The following is a 15335-nucleotide window of genomic DNA, read 5'->3' as shown; positions in this document are numbered from 1 at the left end:
CGTGCGCCGCCTTTTTGCCCTGATCCCGCTGCTGGCCGCCATCGCGCTGGTCGTGGCCCTCGCCTGGCCGATCCTGGAGGGACGCAACCCGCAGGAGCTGCCGTCGGTGCTCCTGGACAAGCCGGTGCCGGCCTTCGACCTGCCGGGGCTGGAGCCAGGCGCCCCCGGTCTTGCCTCGTCGGACCTCGCCGGCAAGCCGGTGCTGGTCAACATCTTCGCCTCCTGGTGCGCGCCGTGCCGGGCCGAGATCCCGCGTCTGCAGGCGCTGGCCGGCGACGGCGTGACGGTCTACGGCCTCGCCTATAAGGACGATCCGGTGGCCACGCGCCGCTTCCTGGCCGATCTCGGCGACCCGTACGAGCGCATCGGCGTCGACCGCGACGGCCGCACCGGCATCGAGTTCGGCGTCTATGGGGTGCCGGAGACCTATGTCATCGACGGCAACGGGGTGATCCGCCATCGCCATGTGGGCGAGGTCACAGAGCGGGTGGCCGAGGCGACGCTGGTGCCGCTGCTGAAGGAACTGGCCAAATGATCCGCGCCCTGCTCTTTGCCCTGCTGCTGCTGGCGAGCGCGCCGGTCCTGGCGGTGCAGCCCGACGAGGTGCTGGACGACGCAGCCCTGGAGGCCCGCGCGCGCACGCTCAGCGCCGAGGTCCGCTGCCTGGTCTGTCAGAACCAGTCGATCGACGACAGCAACGCCGAACTGGCCCGCGACCTGCGCCTGCTGGTCCGCGAACGGCTGCTGGCCGGCGACAGCGATCAGCAGGTCCTAGACTTCCTGGTCGCCCGCTACGGCCCCTTCGTCCTGCTGGAGCCGCCGAAGACGGAGAGCACCCTGATCCTTTGGTACGGCCCGGCCGTCCTGCTCGGTCTCGGGGCGATCGCGGTGATCGTCGCCTTCGCGCGGCGCCGCAGGTCGGCCGGCCCGGCGCCCCTGACGCCGGAGGAGCAGATGCGGCTCGACGCCCTGCTCGACGAGGATGACGACGGAACGGGGAGGCCGGCATGATGTTCTGGATCGTCGCCGGCATTCTGGCACTCGCCGCCGTGCTCGCCCTGATCGCGCCGCTGGTCCGCCGGCAGGCGCCGGGTGCCACACGGGCCGAGCACGGGCTTGCCGTGCTGAAGGACCAGTTGGCCGAGATCGAGCGCGACCGCGCGGCCGGCCGGCTGGCGGACAGCGAGGCCAACGCGGCCCGGATCGAGGTCGAACGCCGGATTCTGGCCGAAGCGGACCGGCACGAGGCGGCACCGGCCGCGAGCGCGGCGGCGTCTCGCTGGCGGCGGTTCACGGTCGCGGGTCTCGTGATCCTCGGCCTGCCGATCGCCACCGGGCTGGTCTACCTCCGGGCGGGGAGCCCGGGCATGCCCGATCTGCCGCTCTCCGCACGGGCGGACGAACGCACCCGCATGGCCGAACTCGCCCAGCGTCAGCGGGGCATCATGGACATGGTGCAGAGCCTCGAGCAGCGTCTGGGCGATCAGCCTGACGACCTGGAGGGCTGGATGCTCCTGGGTCGTTCCCGTCTGGCGCTCGGGGATTTCGAGCCGGCCGCCTTGGCCTTCAAGCGCGCCGCCGAGCTGGGCGGCGGGGCCGATGCGCTCGGCGAAATGGCCGAGGCGCTGGTCCGGCGCGACCGGGGAATCGTCACTTCGGATGCCCGCCGGGCCTTCGAGAACGTTCTGGACATCGCGCCGGCCGATCCGCGCGCCCGCTACTATCTCGCCCTGGGCGCCCTGCAGGCCGGCAATGCCGAGGCGGCGCTGCGGCAATGGCTGACCCTGGCGGCCGACACCCCGCCGGACGCCCCCTGGCGGGCCGGGCTGATGCAGCGGATCGAAGACGTCGCCGCCGAAAACAACCTCGACCTCGCCGCCCTGCGCGATCAGGTCGGCGGCGAACGGCCCGAAACAGGCGGTCCCCGCGGGCCCAGCCAGGAGGATGTCGCCGCCGCCCAGTCCATGTCGGCGGACGACCGGCTGTCGATGATCCGCGGCATGGTGGACGGATTGCAGGCCCGGCTGGAAGCCGATCCCAGCGACATCGACGGCTGGCTGCGGCTCGGCCGGTCCTGGCAGGTGCTGGGCGAGGCGGAAAAGTCTGTCGCTGCCTACAAGGAAGCGGCGGACCGGGCACCCGACCGGGCCGATGTTCAGCTCGACTATGCCCGCGCCCTGTTCCCGCCGGGCACCGCCAACCGGGCGATGCCGCAGGAGTTCATCGACACCGTGGCGCGGGTGCGCGACCTAGAGCCGGAAAATCCCGAAGGACTGTTCTTCGGCGGCATGATCGCGGAGCGCAAGGGCGACACCGATACCGCCCGCGCGCTGTGGAGCCGGCTGCTGGAGAGCCTGCCGGAAGGCTCACCGATCCGCGACGCCATCGAGCAGCGGCTGGCTACCCTCGGCGCGGGCTGAGCCGCCGGTTCACGTGGCCCATCTTGCGGCCGGGGCGGGCCTCCGCCTTGCCGTAGAGATGCACATGGGCGTCCGGATCGCGCAGATAGCCCGCCACCTTCTCCACGTCGTCGCCGATCAGGTTGAGCATCTCGGATTCCACCAGGATGTCGGTCGGCCCGAGCGGTAGACCGACGACGGCGCGCACGAACTGCTCGAACTGCGAGGTGGCGCAGCCATTCTGTGTCCAGTGACCGGAATTGTGCGGCCGGGGTGCCACCTCGTTGATCAGCACCTCGCCCTCCGCCGTCACGAACATCTCCACCGCCAGCAGGCCGACGATGTCGAGCGCGGCGATCAGCGTCTCCGCCGCCTTGCGGGCCGCCTCGGCGATCTCGTCCGACACCCGGGCCGGTACCGCCGAGCGGCGCAGGATGCCGCCCTCGTGGCTGTTCTCCGTCACCGGGAAGCAGGCGATCTCGCCGTCCAGGCCGCGCGCGGCGATCACCGAGACCTCGGTGACGAACGGGACCATGCGCTCCAGGATCGCGTCGTCGCTGCCCAGATCCTCCCAGACCGTGGCCAGGCTCGAATCCATGTCGACCCGGATCTGGCCCTTGCCGTCGTAGCCCAGACGGCAGGTCTTCAGGATCGCCGGCACGCCCACCGCCGACAGGCCGTCGATCAGCTCGTCCAGGGTGGTCACGCCCCAGAACTGCGCCGTCTCCAGTCCCTGGGCGCGGGCGAAGCTCTTCTCCTCGACCCGGTGCTGGGCCACTTCCAGCGCCATGGGGCCGGGCCGCACGGGAACCCGCGACATCAGGTACTCGACCGTGGCCACCGGCACGTTCTCGAATTCGTAGGTGACCACGTCCACCGCCTGGGCGAAGGCGTCCAGGGCCGCCCAGTCGTCCCACGCGGCGGAGGTCGCGGCAAAGGACACCTGGGCCGCCGGTCCGCCTTCGGCATCCGGGTCGTAGATGTGGCAGCGATAGCCCAGCGGAGCCGCCGCCAGGGCGGTCATGCGGCCGAGCTGACCGCCGCCGAGAATACCGATGATCGCGTTGGCGGGAAGCGGGCCGGGGCGGCGGGATGCCATGCTCAGCCCTCGTCCGAGGGAGCGTCGGCGACCGAGTCCGTCCGGGCCTTGCGCCAGGCGGCCAGCGTCTCGTCCACCTTGGGGTCGGACAGGGCGAGAATCGATCCGGCCATCAGCCCCGCATTGGTCGCCCCGGCCTTACCGATCGCCAGGGTGCCGACCGGAATGCCGCCCGGCATCTGCACGATCGACAGGAGGCTGTCCCAGCCCGACAGCGCCTTGCTCTCGACCGGTACGCCGAGCACCGGCAGGGAGGTCAGGGAGGCGACCATGCCCGGCAGATGCGCCGCACCTCCCGCGCCGGCGACGATCACCTGAAGCCCCCGCCCCTTGGCCGCCTCGGCGTACTCAACCATCCGCTTCGGCGTGCGGTGGGCCGAGATGATGCGCGCTTCATACGCGACCCCGAGGGCGTCCAATACGTCGCAGACGTGTTTCATGGTTGACCAGTCGGACTGGCTGCCCATGATCACGCCGACCTTGGGAGAGGGCATACTCGCCTCCAAGTTGTCGATTGTGCCCGCAGCCGCCTGTGGCCGCGAAGCCGCGGACTATACGAACGGGACCGGTCTCATTCAAGAACAGCCAGCCTTGCTGACATCGCAGGTTGCGACGGTTAGAATAAACTCTTGTGATCAAAGGCGTAGCTGATGTCGATGAAGACGTATGCATTGGACGCGATCTCGGTCCTTGTGGTCGAGGATAACCGATTCATGCGGTCTATATTGGTTAACGTCATCAAAGGACTCGGCGTGACCCATGTGCAGGAGGCCCGCGACGGGCAGGAGGCGCTGGAGGAACTTCGCAACAACGCCGCCGACATCATCGTCATGGATTGGGAGTTGGACGGGATGTCCGGCGCCAAGCTTCTGCAGACGGTCCGCGGGGGCAAACGCGGGCTGAATCCGCTCACGCCGGTGATCGTCGTCTCCGCCAATACCATCGCCCGCAACGTGCTGCAGGCCCGCGACACCGGGATGACCGAGTTCCTGGCCAAGCCGGTCTCGGCCGCCGCGATCTATGCCCGGATCGTCTCCATCATCGAGAATCCGCGCCGGTTCGTGCGCACCGGGTCCTATTTCGGTCCCGACCGGCGGCGGCGCTTCGATCCGATCTACAAGGGCCCGCGGCGACGGGCCGACGACCGGTCGATGGATGCCGGAAAGGATGTCGATGTGAGGAGCCAGGCGTGATACCGGGCCGAGACGCGAGGACGCGGGGATGAGCGACAATCCGAAGGTCGAGTTCATCGAGAACCCGAACCCGATCCGCAAGAAGGTCCGGATCGAGCAGGGGGTCGATCCGGCGAACCTGATCCGGCGCGCGGACAAGCAGGTGCAGAAACTGTCCGGCGAGTTCGAGGAGATCTTCGCCGCCGCGATCCCGGCCCTGGGCCAGGAGATGGAGGCGGTGCGCGCCAGCGACGGCGCCGACAAGGAGGCGCTGGGCCGGGTCCGGCGCATGCTGCACGACCTGCGCGGCCAGGCCGGCACCTTCGGCTACCCGCTGGTCAGCCAGGTCGGCGACAGCGCCTGCAAGTTCATCGACCTGTCGGAACAGATCGGCGCGGCGGAAACCGAAGTGTTGGGCATGCATGTGGACGCCCTGAAGGCGATCAGCCAGGCCAAGATCAAGGGCGACGGCGGCCCGATCGGCGCCGAGCTGCGCGGCGGCCTGCGCAAGGTGATCCTGAAGTATAACGACCGGAAGAGTGGCTGACGCCACACACTCGACTTCGGGATGACGGGGGTGGGAACGGGAAGCTACGCGATGATGTCGGGCAGGAGCTGGCTTTCGATGCGGCTCATCTGGTCCTTCAGGGAGAGCTTGCGCTTCTTCAGCCGCTGAAGCTGGATCTGGTCGAAAGGCGCATGCTCGATCAGACGGGCGATCACGTCGTCCAGATCCCGGTGTTCGGTCTTCAGTTCGGCGAGCCGGCGTTTCAGTTCTTCCAGATCTTCCACAGAGCCCTCGGTCGCGATGCGCACGGCGTCTGTCTGGTAACGTTCCTCAAAAGTCGCCGAGGTTCAAGCTTTCCAAACCGCTTTCGCCGCGGTCACCACCATCACCTGTCCGGACGGGAAGCGGTGGCGGCCGCGCTCGCGGTATCCGGCCTTCTGAAACGCGATGATCGCGCCCCAATGGTCGGGATGCGGATCGGCGACGACCCGGTCGCAGCCGGCTTCGGCGAAGAGCTTTGCGGTCAGGGCGCGGATGGCCGCACGGCCGTGCTTGCGGTTTACGACGTCCTCTTCGCCGATCAGCAGGTCGATCCCCCGCGTCCCCGGCCCGACGCCATTGACCTGCAGCCAGACATCGCCGTCCTGCAGCGCGTCGTAGTCCTGGGCATAGCCGATGGGCCGGCCATCCAGATCGATCCGCCAGGGCCGCAGCCAGTCCGGTACCGGCGTGCCGGCACGGAACGCCTCCACCACCGGCGCGCTCCAGTGCGGCTTCCACCAGCGCTTCACATGCGGCGCGGCGAGCCAGGTCTCCAGCAGGTCCACCTCCGCCGCCGGAAAGGGCAGGAGTTCAATGGACACCGGCGACCTCCTGATCGGGCAGCGTCTTGCCGGTCCGCGCCTCGCGGAGCTCCGGAGAGAGCCGGTACTCCAGCCACATGATCCCCCGCGTCGCCAGGAAGTTGATCGCCAGATAGAACGCCGCAGCGATGAACAACGGCTCCAGGCTGAAGGTGGCCGAGGTCTCCTTGCGGGCGATCAGGGTCATGTCGAGGATGGTGATGGTGCTGGCCAGCGAGGTGGATTTGACCATCAGCACGATCTCGTTGCCGTAGCCCGGCAGGGCCTGGCGGATCGCCTGGGGGAAGATCACCCGGCGGAAGCGCAGCGCCGCGCTCATGCCGCAGGCCTTGGCCGCCTCCACCTGTCCCCAGGGGACCGCCAGCAGGCCGCCGCGGATGATCTCCGACGTATAGGCCGTGGTGTTCAGGGTGAGCGCCAGGATAGCGCACCAATGCGCCTCGCGCAGGAACGGCCACAGGAAGCTCTGCTGCACCGCCTCGAACTGGCCGAGCCCGTAATAGATCAGGAAGATCTGCACCAGCAGCGGGGTGGAACGGAACAGGTAGACATAGGCATAGGCGATCGCCTGCAGCGGCCGGTACGGCGACAGCCGGACCAGCGCCAGCCCGACCGCCAGGAAGAACCCGATCGCCAGGGACGAGCCGGCGAGCGTCAGGGTCCAGGGAAGCCCGTTGGCGATCAGCTCCCAGGTGTTGTCCGGGCGGTCGAACAGGGTGACCATCGCTCAGGCCCTCCGCACGCCGCGATTGGCGACCAGTTCGGCCTCGCGGAACACCTTGTTGGAGAGCGAGGTCAGCGCCAGGTAAAGCACCGCCGCGGAGATGAAGAAGACTATCGGCTGCTTGGTCGAGCCCGAGGCGACGAAGGCCTGGCGCATGATCTCGGTCAGGCCGACGACGGAGATCAGCGAGGTGTCCTTCAGGGTGAGCTGCCAGACATTGCCCAGACCCGGCAGGGCGTAGCGCGCGACCTGGGGCACCAGGATGCGGCGGAACATCACCCAGCGGCTCATGCCGCAGGCCTTGGCCGCCTCGATCTGGCCCTTGGGTACCGCCAGCACGGCGCCGCGGATCACCTCGGTGGCGTAGGCGCCGGAGATGAAGCCCAGCGCCAGGACGCCCGTCGTCAGCGCGTTGAACTCGATATAGCCGTTGTATCCGAACAGCTTAGCGACGGCCATCGCCGCCTGCCCGCCGCCGAAGAAGATGATGTAGATGGTGATCAGGTCCGGCACGCCCCGGACGAGGGTGGTGTAGACGTCGCCGAGCAGCGGGACCAGGGGGACCCGGGACAGCTTCACCGCCGCGCCGCCGATACCGACCGCGATGCCCAGCGCGAAGGCCAGCACCGCCACCAGCAGCGTCCAGCCGGCGCCCCGAACCATCTCGTCGCCCCAGCCCGAGTCTCCCCAGGCCAGCAGGCTCATCCATTCCGGCATGCGCCCGTCATCCCCCGACAGTCGAAAAGCATGCGAGGACGGCCGGTCGGCCGTCCCCGCCCCAAAGGTCTATCCGGCCAGGATCATTCCTTGGCCGAGGCGTCGAAACCGAAATGCTCGATGGAGAGCTTGCTCAGGCTGCCGTCGGCAATGGCCTCGCCGATCGCCTTGGAGAACATGTCGGCCAGGGCCTGGTCCTCCTTGCGGATGCCCGCACCCACGCCGTTGCCGAACGGGCCGCCGGTGAAGCCCGGGCCGACGATCTTCAGGCCCTTGCCCTCGTCCTTCTCCAGCAGCGGCTTCCAGTAGGACAGGGCGGCGAGCGCGGCGTCCACGCGGCCGGCCTGCAGGTCGAGGTCCAGGTTCTCCTGGGTGTCGTAGGTCTTCACCGTCACGTCGCCGGCGATGAACTCGTTCAGGAAGTTCTCGTGCGTGGTGGCGATCTGCACGCCGATGGTCTTGCCGGCGAAGGCTTCCTTCACCTTGGCGATGGCGGCCTTCTCGGCGTCATCCAGATCGGACATCGTGACCGCGTCCACGTCGGTCGTCAGATCGGCGTAGGGGCCGTCGGACTTGACGACGAAGACGCCCGGCGTGGCGGCGTAGGAACGCGAGAAGGTGATGACCTCCATGCGCTTCTCGGTGATCGACATGCCGGCCATGATCGCGTCGTACTTACCCGCCTGCAGCGCCGGGATGATGCCTTCCCAGGCCTGCTGCTGCAGGGTGCACTCGAGCTCCAGGCGCTTGCAGAGATCCTTGTAGAGATCGACCTCGAAGCCCACGAGGTTGCCCGAGGAGTCGGTGTAGTTCCACGGGGCATAGGCGCCCTCGGTGGCGATCCGCACCGTCGAGCCCTTGCCCCAGTCGGCGGCCGAAGCGCCGGTGGCGACGCCGGCGGCCAGTGCGGTGACCGCCAGCAGCGTGGTCAGCTTTTTCATTGTGAAGTCCTCCTGGTTGAACACGTCCCCATCCGGATTTCACCGGTTCTTGGGGGTCTACTGCCCCACGCCCATCCCTTCGGTGGTCGCGAGGAATTGGCGGCAACGCTCCGAGTCGGGATTGCCGAACACCTGGGACGGCGGACCCTGTTCCTCGATCCGGCCCTGGTGCAGGAACACGACCTCGTCCGAGACCTCGCGGGCGAAGCGCATCTCATGGGTCACGATGATCATCGTGCGCCCCTCCTCGGCGAGCTGGCGCATCACCCGCAGCACCTCGCCCACCAGTTCGGGGTCGAGGGCCGAAGTCGGCTCGTCGAACAGCATGACGCGCGGCTCCATCGCCAGCGCGCGGGCGATGGCGCAGCGCTGCTGCTGACCTCCGGACAGATGGGCCGGATACTGGTCGCGCTTGTCGGCGATGCCGACCTTGTCGAGCAGTGCCATCGCCTGGTCGATCGCCTCGCGCTTCGGCACGCCGAGCACATGGACGGGCGCCTCGATCACATTCTCCAGCACGGTCATATGGGTCCAGAGGTTGAAGCTCTGGAACACCATGGCGAGGCGGGAGCGGATGCGGTCGACCTGCTTGGTGTCGGCCGGCTTCAGAACGCCGCCGCGCCCCGGCTCCATCCGGATCAGCTCGCCGTCGACCCGGACTTCCCCGGAATTGGGAATCTCGAGCAGGTTGATGCAGCGCAGAAAGGTCGATTTGCCCGATCCGGAGGCGCCGATCATCGAGATGACGTTGCTGTTGGCTGTCGAGAGCGAGACGCCCTTCAGGACTTCCAGGGACCCGAAGCGCTTGTGGAGGTCGGTGACCTCCAGCATCGGCGGAGAGGCGGTCGAACTGCCCGTGGTCCGGGCCTCGGCGGCGACTTGCAACAAACCCACCTTGCGCTGCAACAAAAAGCTAATGCAGCAGCATAACCGGCTTGAACCGGTCGGCAAGCGCTATCAGTGCATTTCCGTGCACAGACTCTCCCCACGGGGAGAGCGTCGAACCTCTGCTAGACGGACGAGCCCCGGGCCGCCCGCCAGGCGCGGGAGAACCGGCCCGGATTGGGCAGGAAGTTGCCCAGCGATTTCAGCCGGGCCGTGATCTTCGGCACCTTCATCACGTCGCCGATCCGGCGATCGAGAAACGCCCAGGTCTCAGCATGGCCCTCCGACGTGTCGTCGAGCCAGTACAGCAGCGTGGAACTGAACACCGCCGCCAGCAGGCCGCGCTTGGAGTAGAAATTGAAATCGGTCGCGGTGTCGCCGCACTTCCACCAGATCGTGTCGACCGTGCGGTACAGACTGCGCGCCGCCATACCCGTGTTACCCGGCAGCGCCAGGAAGGACAGGGCGCGGCGCACCGCCTCCTTGTGCGGCTCCACCGCCTCCAGGCGCAGGCGCACGCCCAGCGCCACCTTCTCGCGGATCTTCAGCCCCTCGAGGCCATGGGCCTCCATGTCGGCCGCCATCCGGTCGTCCGCCCGCGACAGCCAGTAGCCGACCGCATCGCGCACGCCCCTGGGAAAGGCGATATCCACATCCTCCGGAACGAGGCCGGCGGATCGGGCCCCGTCGGTCAGACTTCGGCGGGTCCAGCCGTCGAACAGCACGTTGGGAAGGGCGGCATCCAGGATCCGGTCCCGCAGCGTGTCCATCGGATTGACGGGCGGCTCTGCCGGGCCGGTCTGCTGCTCCAGGCGGTCAGCGCTCATGTCACCGGTTCCTCTGTGGCGTCAGGCTGGGGCGATGGGGAGGGCCGGTCGCGCATGTCGGCCTCGATCAGTTCCTCGACATAGCCGAAGTGGGTGAAATCGGTCATCCGGTCGAGATACAGGATACCGTTCAGATGATCGACCTCGTGCTGCAGCACGCGGGCGCGCATGCCGGTCATCACCGTGTCGACCGGCTCCCCCTCCGGCGTGGTCGCCGTCAGCCGCACCCGCAGCCAGCGCGGGACCTCGCCGCGCAGTCCCGGAATCGACAGGCAGCCCTCCATGCCCAGCGCCATGTCGTCGCCGACCGGCGTCAGCGCCGGGTTGATCAGGGCGGTCAGCGGCAGCGGACCGTCCTCGGGGTCGTCGGTCTTGCGGGTCGCCGGCACGGAAACCAGGATAACCCGCTCCGATACGCCGATCTGCGGGGCGGCGAGACCGATGCCGCCGGCTTCCGCCAGGCTGGCCTCCATCTCGCGGATCAGCTCGGCGATTTCGGGTGCACGGGGGTCGGCCACCGGGGCCGCCACGCGACGCAGGACCGGATCTCCCGCACGGACTATGGACTTCGCATTCATGATGAGGCATATAGCGCGCCCATCGGGGTCGGTCCAGCGGACGCGGCCCTGGAACGGCACGGCGTTTTGAGGTATACTTACCGTAAGTGCTGGCCGATTGATCCGGTATCGGGTCCATCGTGCTGGCGTTTATTTGTGCCGAGGCAACGAGGAAAGGAGTGCGAAACCCGTGCAAGTATCCGTTCGCGACAACAACGTCGACCAGGCCCTGCGCGCGCTGAAGAAGAAGATGCAGCGCGAAGGTGTCTTCCGCGAGATGAAGCTGCGCCGCAACTACGAGAAGCCGTCTGAGAAGAAGGCTCGTGAGCGCGCTGAGGCGGTCCGTCGCTATCGCAAGCTCATGCGCAAGCGCATGGAGCGCGAGGGCTACTAGTCCCCGGCCGGGCCGTCCGCCAGCGACCGCCCCGACATTGCCGACGCTGAGCCGCCCCGGACCGGGCGGCTTTTTGCGTTGGCCGAATGGGTTCGATTAACGACTTGATCGCTGGACGCTTGCGCCTCAAACCGTCATCCCGAACTTGTTTCGGGACCTCTGCCCGGGCCTGAAGTCAATGAGGTCCCGAAACAAGTTCGGGATGACGGGAGCCTTGAATATCTGGGCGGGCCGGGACCCGGCGCCACGGAGCCGCCAGACGCCACGCACCCCGTTTCCTCTCCCAGCGATCTGCTCTACCCTCCTGCGAAACGCCCGGGAGGATGGCATGAGCGGCCACGATCACGACCACCATCACCACGACCACCACCATGATCATGATCACCACCACGATCATGACCACGACCACGAGCATCCGCGGCTGAGCGAGCTTCAGCTTCGCGTGAAGGCCCTGGAATCGCTGCTGGTTGAAAAGGGGCTGGTCGATCCCGCCGCCCTCGACGTGTTCATCGACACCTACGAGACCAAGGTCGGCCCGCGCAACGGCGCCCTGGTCGTCGCCAAGGCCTGGACCGATCCCGCCTTCAAGAAGAAGCTGCTGGAGGATCCCTCCACCACCATCAAGTCCTTCGGCTTCGAGGGCCGCCAGGGCGAGCACATGGTGGTCGTGGAGAACACCGACAAAACCCACAACATGGTCGTCTGCACCCTGTGCTCCTGCTACCCGTGGCCGGTCCTGGGCCTGCCCCCGGTCTGGTACAAGTCCGCCCCCTACCGCTCGCGCGCGGTCAACGATCCGCGCGGCGTGCTGGCCGATTTCGGCACGACCCTGCCCGACGATGTCGAGATCCGGGTCTGGGATTCAACCGCCGAGATGCGCTACCTGGTCCTGCCCCAGCGCCCCGCCGGCACCGAAGGGCTGAGCGAGGCGGAACTGGCCGATCTCGTCACCCGCAACTCGATGATCGGCGTGGAGACGGTGCAGTACCCCGCCCGTCAGGAGGCGGCCCAATGAACGGCGCGCATGACATGGGCGGGATGCACGGCTTCGGGCCGGTCGAGGACGAGCCCGTCCATCCCCTCTTCCACGGCGACTGGGAGAAGAAGGCCTTCGCCCTGACGCTCGCCTGCGGCGGCCTCGGCCAATGGTCGATCGACGAGGCCCGCTACGCCCGCGAACGCCAGCCCCCGGCCCAGTACCTGGACAACACCTACTACGAGCAGTGGCTGCACGGCGTGGAGACCATGCTGGTCGAGAAGGGCCTGGTCACGCCGGAGGAGCTGGAGAGCGGCAAGGCCTCCGGCCCAGGCAAGATCCCGGCGCTCCCGGCCGAGCGGGTGTTCAAGGCGCTGCAGCAGGGCTCGCCCTATATCCGCGAGGTGCCGAATGCGCCGCTGTTCGCGGTGGGCAGCACGGTGCGGGTGAAGACCTTCCACCCGACCGGCCATACCCGCGCGCCGCGTTACATGCGCGGCCATGTGGGCACGGTAGTGATGCATCACGGCGCCCATGTCTTCGCCGACACCAGCGCCACCGGCGACCACAAGACGGCCCACCACCTCTACAACGTCTCCTTCGCGGCCGACGAGCTGTGGGGACCGCAGAGCCAGGGCGGCAGCGTGCATGCCGATCTCTGGGAACCCTATCTGGAACCGGCATGACCGCGACCGCTTCAGCCCCGTCCCTGGGCACCACCGTCAATCTGGACAGCCTGCCCCGCATCCCCGTCGACCATGACGGGCCGGTGTTCCGCGAGCCGTGGGAGGCGCAGGCCTTCGCCATCGCGGTCAAGCTGCACGAGACCGGGCTCTATACCTGGAACGAATGGGCGACCGCCCTGTCCGACGAGATCAAGGCGGCCCAGGCCGACGGCGATCCGGATCTGGGCGACACCTACTATCAGCACTGGCTGAAGGCGCTGGAGGGTCTGGTCCTGGCCAAGACCGACCTGACCGTCGACCAGCTTCTCAAGCGCAAGAACGCCTGGGACCGGGCCGCCCAGCGAGCACCCCATGGCGAGCCGATCCTGCTGCCGGAAGACGAGGAAGACTAGGCGACGAGGACTTTCGTCGCCCCCCAGATCGGGCCGTGTTCCGCACCCTGTACCAGGATGGCGATGCCGCCCTCGACCTGGGTCCAGGGCTTGGCCGGCACGCTCAGCGTCCGACCCGGACCGTGGAACTCGCCGATCTTGCGGATCGCCCGCACCACGTTGAAATTATCCAAGGTGACGCCGCCGTTCTCGCCCCGTCGGATCTCGGTCCTGTGGTGGGTATCGTAGGCGACCGCCAGCACGTCGGCCGGACCGGGCATGCCGGTGTCGTGGATCTGGGCATGCAATTCGCCCCGCGACAGCGACGCCTCGACCCGGACCACCGGACGCGCATCTCCCGCGGCCTCCAGATGCTCGCGGATCAGGGCATCCACCGCCCGACTGTCGGAGCCGACCGCATCCGCCTCGCCGTCGACGATCATCTGCGGCGTGTAGAGGGTCCGATTGCCCAGCGCATCCCGATAGGCGCGCTGCCGCGTCGTATAGGTCGCGTCGGCGAAGGGATCGGCCCAGCCGATATAGTCCCAGTAGTCGACATGATAGGCGAGCGCGATGACGTCCTCGCGCGCCGCCAGCCGGCCGAGATAGGCATCGGCGGGCGGACAGGAGCTGCAGCCCTGGCTGGTGAACAGCTCGACGACGACCGGCCGCGACGCGGCGGCGGCGCCCGGAATGCCGGGGATCGCGGCCGCGGCGGCACCCGCAACGGCGGCGAGGGTAAAGGATCGACGGGTGATCATGCCGGGAAGACTACCCGTCAGCGGTAGCTCACGGGAATTGAAGACGCCGTGATCGGCGGCTCGGCGGTGCTCCCGACCTCCAGGGGCCGCAAGACGTCCCAGACATACTCGTTGGCGTAGAACACCGCGAGATCGGTGACGAAGACGGTCCCGGCGAGCAGCGCCGCCGCCGGCGCCGACGCCCCCAGCCCGTAGCCGAGCAGGAAGATCCGCCCGCCGTTGACCGACTGGAAGAGCAGCGATTTCTTCAGGATCGTGGTCTCGTCGGTCTCCGCCAGCGTCGGACCTTCGCGCTGCCAAAGATATTCGAAGCCGTAGTACAGCCCGGCCGCGGTCGCGGCATTGGCGACCACGAAACCGCCGAGCAGGACCGCGTGCCCGCCGATCAGGGTGTCGAACAGCAGCAGATCGGTCGCATTCGCCACCGCCTGGAACGTCACGGTCTTGTAGAGGGTGCGCTGCCACGGCGGCAGATCGGCCCGCAGGTCGGGCAGGACGGAGGGCTCGGCCGGCACGGTGTGGACCGGGTTAGGCTGGGCCGGGGCGGGCTGCGCGTCGTGCAGCCACTGGGCCGAGGCAGGAACGGCGGCGAAAAGCATGAGCGCGGCGGCCAGGAAGAACGGCAATCGCAGGAACAGCAGTCCTCGGGTCATGGCGCGCGGCCCTCCAGCATCCGCTCCGATGGCACACCGTACGGTGCGCAGGCATCCCGGGAGGATATCACTTCGCCTCCGCCGCTCCCACCTCTGGCGGGCAGGGCGCACGCAGCCCCTCGCCTTCGATCTCGAAAGCCGGCATCGCCTCGGCGATTCCGGGCATCCGGCCCATGGCGACCTGCTGGCGCCGAAACCGGTTGTTCACCGCGAGCGAGGCATAGCCGTGCACATAGCTCCACACCATGGTTTCGATCACGGCGCGGGGCACCGGAACCCCGTTGATCCGCGATGCCAGCGGAGCGCAGATCTCGCGCAGGATGTCATGGGACTCGTCGCCGGCTTCCCGCAGGTCCGGGTCGTAGGCGGCGGTCCTGGGTTGGGAGAACATCAGCCGGAACAAGTCCGGGTTCTCCAGCGCGAAGGCGAGATACCCCTCCGCCGCCGCCGCGATCCGGGCGCGCGGCTCTGCCGGGGCGCCGCGCAGGCGCTCCCGCATGGTGGCGCTGAGCCGCCGATGCCCCTCGGCACAGATCGCCACCGTCAGCCGTTCCAGATTCTGGAAGTGGTTCTTCGGTGCGGCGTGGGAGACACCGACCCGTGCCGCACAGCCCCGCAGGCTCAGGGCGCCGAGCCCCTCCGTTTCCAGGATGTCGAGCCCGGCCTGGACCAGCGCCTCCCGCAGATTGCCATGGTGATATGCCATTCCGCACCCTATCGGCGGAATGTTTTCGCTGTCAATTTGGCATTGACGCCCGCACGTTAACCGGATATTGACGACGTAAATATCGCCATGGAGAGG

General features: G+C 68.0%; 22 protein-coding genes. 9 read left to right on the top strand and 13 right to left on the bottom strand.

Annotated elements, in window-relative coordinates; translation table 11 throughout:
* Nucleotide 1 precedes the first annotated feature (1 nt).
* Genes T8K17_RS07715 through ccmI form a run of 3 tightly spaced genes read left to right on the top strand, consistent with a single transcriptional unit; the run spans nt 2 to nt 2420 of the window.
* Nucleotides 2–535 (top strand): DsbE family thiol:disulfide interchange protein, encoded by a 534-nt coding sequence (locus tag T8K17_RS07715; protein WP_322333914.1) that lies wholly within the window; start codon nt 2–4, stop codon nt 533–535.
* Nucleotides 532–1011 carry a cytochrome c-type biogenesis protein gene (locus T8K17_RS07710; protein ID WP_322333913.1) on the top strand — a complete coding sequence of 160 codons (480 nt, stop codon included), beginning with the start codon at nt 532–534 and terminating at the stop codon, nt 1009–1011. The genes T8K17_RS07715 and T8K17_RS07710 overlap by 4 nt, the downstream gene beginning before the upstream one ends.
* Complete coding sequence (gene ccmI, locus T8K17_RS07705) at nt 1008–2420, top strand: c-type cytochrome biogenesis protein CcmI (RefSeq protein ID WP_322333912.1); 1413 nt, start codon at nt 1008–1010, stop codon at nt 2418–2420. The genes T8K17_RS07710 and ccmI overlap by 4 nt, the downstream gene beginning before the upstream one ends.
* On the opposite strand, the gene T8K17_RS07700 is transcribed toward ccmI, so the two are convergent.
* The gene (locus T8K17_RS07700; protein ID WP_322333911.1) at nt 2401–3498 is read right to left on the bottom strand and encodes a 5-(carboxyamino)imidazole ribonucleotide synthase; all 1098 of its coding nucleotides are present in this window, start codon (nt 3496–3498) and stop codon (nt 2401–2403) included. The two genes, ccmI and T8K17_RS07700, sit on opposite strands and share 20 nt — an antisense overlap.
* A 2-nt stretch (nt 3499–3500) precedes the next feature.
* On the bottom strand, nt 3501–3992 hold the full coding sequence (gene purE, locus T8K17_RS07695; RefSeq protein ID WP_322333910.1) for a 5-(carboxyamino)imidazole ribonucleotide mutase: 492 nt from the start codon (nt 3990–3992) through the stop codon (nt 3501–3503).
* Between the two features lie 156 nt (nt 3993–4148).
* Between purE and T8K17_RS07690 the strand changes: the two genes are divergently transcribed.
* Nucleotides 4149–4691, top strand: coding sequence for a response regulator (locus T8K17_RS07690; RefSeq protein ID WP_322333909.1), 543 nt, complete (start codon nt 4149–4151; stop codon nt 4689–4691).
* A gap of 28 nt (nt 4692–4719) precedes the next feature.
* Complete coding sequence (locus tag T8K17_RS07685; protein ID WP_322333908.1) at nt 4720–5217, top strand: Hpt domain-containing protein; 498 nt, start codon at nt 4720–4722, stop codon at nt 5215–5217.
* 44 nt (nt 5218–5261) lie between these two features.
* On the opposite strand, the gene T8K17_RS07680 is transcribed toward T8K17_RS07685, so the two are convergent.
* From T8K17_RS07680 to def, 8 genes are all read right to left on the bottom strand, one after another.
* A complete protein-coding gene (locus tag T8K17_RS07680; protein WP_416153175.1) occupies nt 5262–5486 on the bottom strand; it encodes a YdcH family protein in 225 nt (74 codons plus the stop codon).
* Nucleotides 5487–5525: 39 nt separating this feature from the next.
* Nucleotides 5526–6041: a GNAT family N-acetyltransferase gene (locus tag T8K17_RS07675; protein WP_322333907.1), complete on the bottom strand. Its 516-nt coding sequence runs from the start codon at nt 6039–6041 to the stop codon at nt 5526–5528.
* The gene (locus T8K17_RS07670) at nt 6031–6765 is read right to left on the bottom strand and encodes an ABC transporter permease (RefSeq protein WP_322333906.1); all 735 of its coding nucleotides are present in this window, start codon (nt 6763–6765) and stop codon (nt 6031–6033) included. Before T8K17_RS07670 ends, T8K17_RS07675 begins: the two co-directional genes overlap by 11 nt.
* Nucleotides 6766–6768: 3 nt before the next feature.
* Complete coding sequence (locus tag T8K17_RS07665; RefSeq protein WP_322333905.1) at nt 6769–7482, bottom strand: ABC transporter permease; 714 nt, start codon at nt 7480–7482, stop codon at nt 6769–6771.
* An 83-nt stretch (nt 7483–7565) separates the two neighbouring features.
* Entirely contained in the window at nt 7566–8423 is an 858-nt protein-coding gene (locus tag T8K17_RS07660) for a transporter substrate-binding domain-containing protein (protein WP_322333904.1), read from the bottom strand.
* 57 nt (nt 8424–8480) lie between these two features.
* Nucleotides 8481–9254, bottom strand: coding sequence for an ABC transporter ATP-binding protein (locus T8K17_RS07655; RefSeq protein WP_322334939.1), 774 nt, complete (start codon nt 9252–9254; stop codon nt 8481–8483).
* A gap of 179 nt (nt 9255–9433) precedes the next feature.
* Complete coding sequence (locus T8K17_RS07650; protein WP_322333903.1) at nt 9434–10135, bottom strand: COQ9 family protein; 702 nt, start codon at nt 10133–10135, stop codon at nt 9434–9436.
* Nucleotides 10132–10713, bottom strand: a complete 582-nt coding sequence (gene def, locus T8K17_RS07645; protein ID WP_322333902.1) for a peptide deformylase — start codon at nt 10711–10713, stop codon at nt 10132–10134. The genes T8K17_RS07650 and def overlap by 4 nt, the downstream gene beginning before the upstream one ends.
* Before the next feature lie 169 nt (nt 10714–10882).
* On the opposite strand from def, the gene rpsU reads away from it, so the two are divergent.
* The 4 genes from rpsU (at nt 10883) to T8K17_RS07625 (ending at nt 13140) form a co-directional block, all read left to right on the top strand.
* On the top strand, nt 10883–11086 hold the full coding sequence (gene rpsU / locus T8K17_RS07640) for a 30S ribosomal protein S21 (protein ID WP_028793271.1): 204 nt from the start codon (nt 10883–10885) through the stop codon (nt 11084–11086).
* Between the two features lie 328 nt (nt 11087–11414).
* Nucleotides 11415–12101, top strand: a complete 687-nt coding sequence (gene nthA, locus T8K17_RS07635) for a nitrile hydratase subunit alpha (RefSeq protein WP_322333901.1) — start codon at nt 11415–11417, stop codon at nt 12099–12101.
* Nucleotides 12098–12748, top strand: a complete 651-nt coding sequence (nthB, locus tag T8K17_RS07630) for a nitrile hydratase subunit beta (protein WP_322333900.1) — start codon at nt 12098–12100, stop codon at nt 12746–12748. The genes nthA and nthB overlap by 4 nt, the downstream gene beginning before the upstream one ends.
* Entirely contained in the window at nt 12745–13140 is a 396-nt protein-coding gene (locus tag T8K17_RS07625; protein WP_322333899.1) for a nitrile hydratase accessory protein, read from the top strand. Before nthB ends, T8K17_RS07625 begins: the two co-directional genes overlap by 4 nt.
* Here T8K17_RS07625 and T8K17_RS07620 read toward each other — a convergent pair.
* From T8K17_RS07620 to T8K17_RS07610, 3 genes are all read right to left on the bottom strand, one after another.
* Entirely contained in the window at nt 13137–13880 is a 744-nt protein-coding gene (locus T8K17_RS07620; RefSeq protein WP_322333898.1) for a DUF1223 domain-containing protein, read from the bottom strand. The two genes, T8K17_RS07625 and T8K17_RS07620, sit on opposite strands and share 4 nt — an antisense overlap.
* 17 nt (nt 13881–13897) lie before the next feature.
* Nucleotides 13898–14533, bottom strand: coding sequence for a hypothetical protein (locus tag T8K17_RS07615; RefSeq protein ID WP_322333897.1), 636 nt, complete (start codon nt 14531–14533; stop codon nt 13898–13900).
* A gap of 67 nt (nt 14534–14600) precedes the next feature.
* Entirely contained in the window at nt 14601–15239 is a 639-nt protein-coding gene (locus tag T8K17_RS07610; RefSeq protein ID WP_322333896.1) for a TetR/AcrR family transcriptional regulator, read from the bottom strand.
* Nucleotides 15240–15335 lie beyond the last annotated feature (96 nt).

Source organism: Thalassobaculum sp. OXR-137, assembly GCF_034377285.1.
In the GTDB taxonomy this organism is placed as follows: Bacteria; Pseudomonadota; Alphaproteobacteria; order Thalassobaculales; family Thalassobaculaceae; genus Thalassobaculum.
This window is presented reverse-complemented; position numbering and strand designations above follow the sequence as displayed.

Coding starts and splice junctions, on each gene's coding strand:
- T8K17_RS07610 (WP_322333896.1), bottom strand. CDS start 15,239: ATGGCATATCACCATGGCAATCTGCGGGAGGCGCTGGTCCAGGCCGGG.
- T8K17_RS07620 (WP_322333898.1), bottom strand. CDS start 13,880: ATGATCACCCGTCGATCCTTTACCCTCGCCGCCGTTGCGGGTGCCGCC.
- purE (WP_322333910.1), bottom strand. CDS start 3,992: ATGCCCTCTCCCAAGGTCGGCGTGATCATGGGCAGCCAGTCCGACTGG.
- def (WP_322333902.1), bottom strand. CDS start 10,713: ATGAATGCGAAGTCCATAGTCCGTGCGGGAGATCCGGTCCTGCGTCGC.
- T8K17_RS07615 (WP_322333897.1), bottom strand. CDS start 14,533: ATGACCCGAGGACTGCTGTTCCTGCGATTGCCGTTCTTCCTGGCCGCC.
- T8K17_RS07650 (WP_322333903.1), bottom strand. CDS start 10,135: ATGAGCGCTGACCGCCTGGAGCAGCAGACCGGCCCGGCAGAGCCGCCC.
- T8K17_RS07665 (WP_322333905.1), bottom strand. CDS start 7,482: ATGCCGGAATGGATGAGCCTGCTGGCCTGGGGAGACTCGGGCTGGGGC.
- T8K17_RS07625 (WP_322333899.1), top strand. CDS start 12,745: ATGACCGCGACCGCTTCAGCCCCGTCCCTGGGCACCACCGTCAATCTG.
- T8K17_RS07690 (WP_322333909.1), top strand. CDS start 4,149: ATGTCGATGAAGACGTATGCATTGGACGCGATCTCGGTCCTTGTGGTC.
- T8K17_RS07700 (WP_322333911.1), bottom strand. CDS start 3,498: ATGGCATCCCGCCGCCCCGGCCCGCTTCCCGCCAACGCGATCATCGGT.
- T8K17_RS07655 (WP_322334939.1), bottom strand. CDS start 9,254: ATGCTGGAGGTCACCGACCTCCACAAGCGCTTCGGGTCCCTGGAAGTC.
- T8K17_RS07670 (WP_322333906.1), bottom strand. CDS start 6,765: ATGGTCACCCTGTTCGACCGCCCGGACAACACCTGGGAGCTGATCGCC.
- T8K17_RS07685 (WP_322333908.1), top strand. CDS start 4,720: ATGAGCGACAATCCGAAGGTCGAGTTCATCGAGAACCCGAACCCGATC.
- T8K17_RS07710 (WP_322333913.1), top strand. CDS start 532: ATGATCCGCGCCCTGCTCTTTGCCCTGCTGCTGCTGGCGAGCGCGCCG.
- ccmI (WP_322333912.1), top strand. CDS start 1,008: ATGATGTTCTGGATCGTCGCCGGCATTCTGGCACTCGCCGCCGTGCTC.
- T8K17_RS07660 (WP_322333904.1), bottom strand. CDS start 8,423: ATGAAAAAGCTGACCACGCTGCTGGCGGTCACCGCACTGGCCGCCGGC.
- nthB (WP_322333900.1), top strand. CDS start 12,098: ATGAACGGCGCGCATGACATGGGCGGGATGCACGGCTTCGGGCCGGTC.
- nthA (WP_322333901.1), top strand. CDS start 11,415: ATGAGCGGCCACGATCACGACCACCATCACCACGACCACCACCATGAT.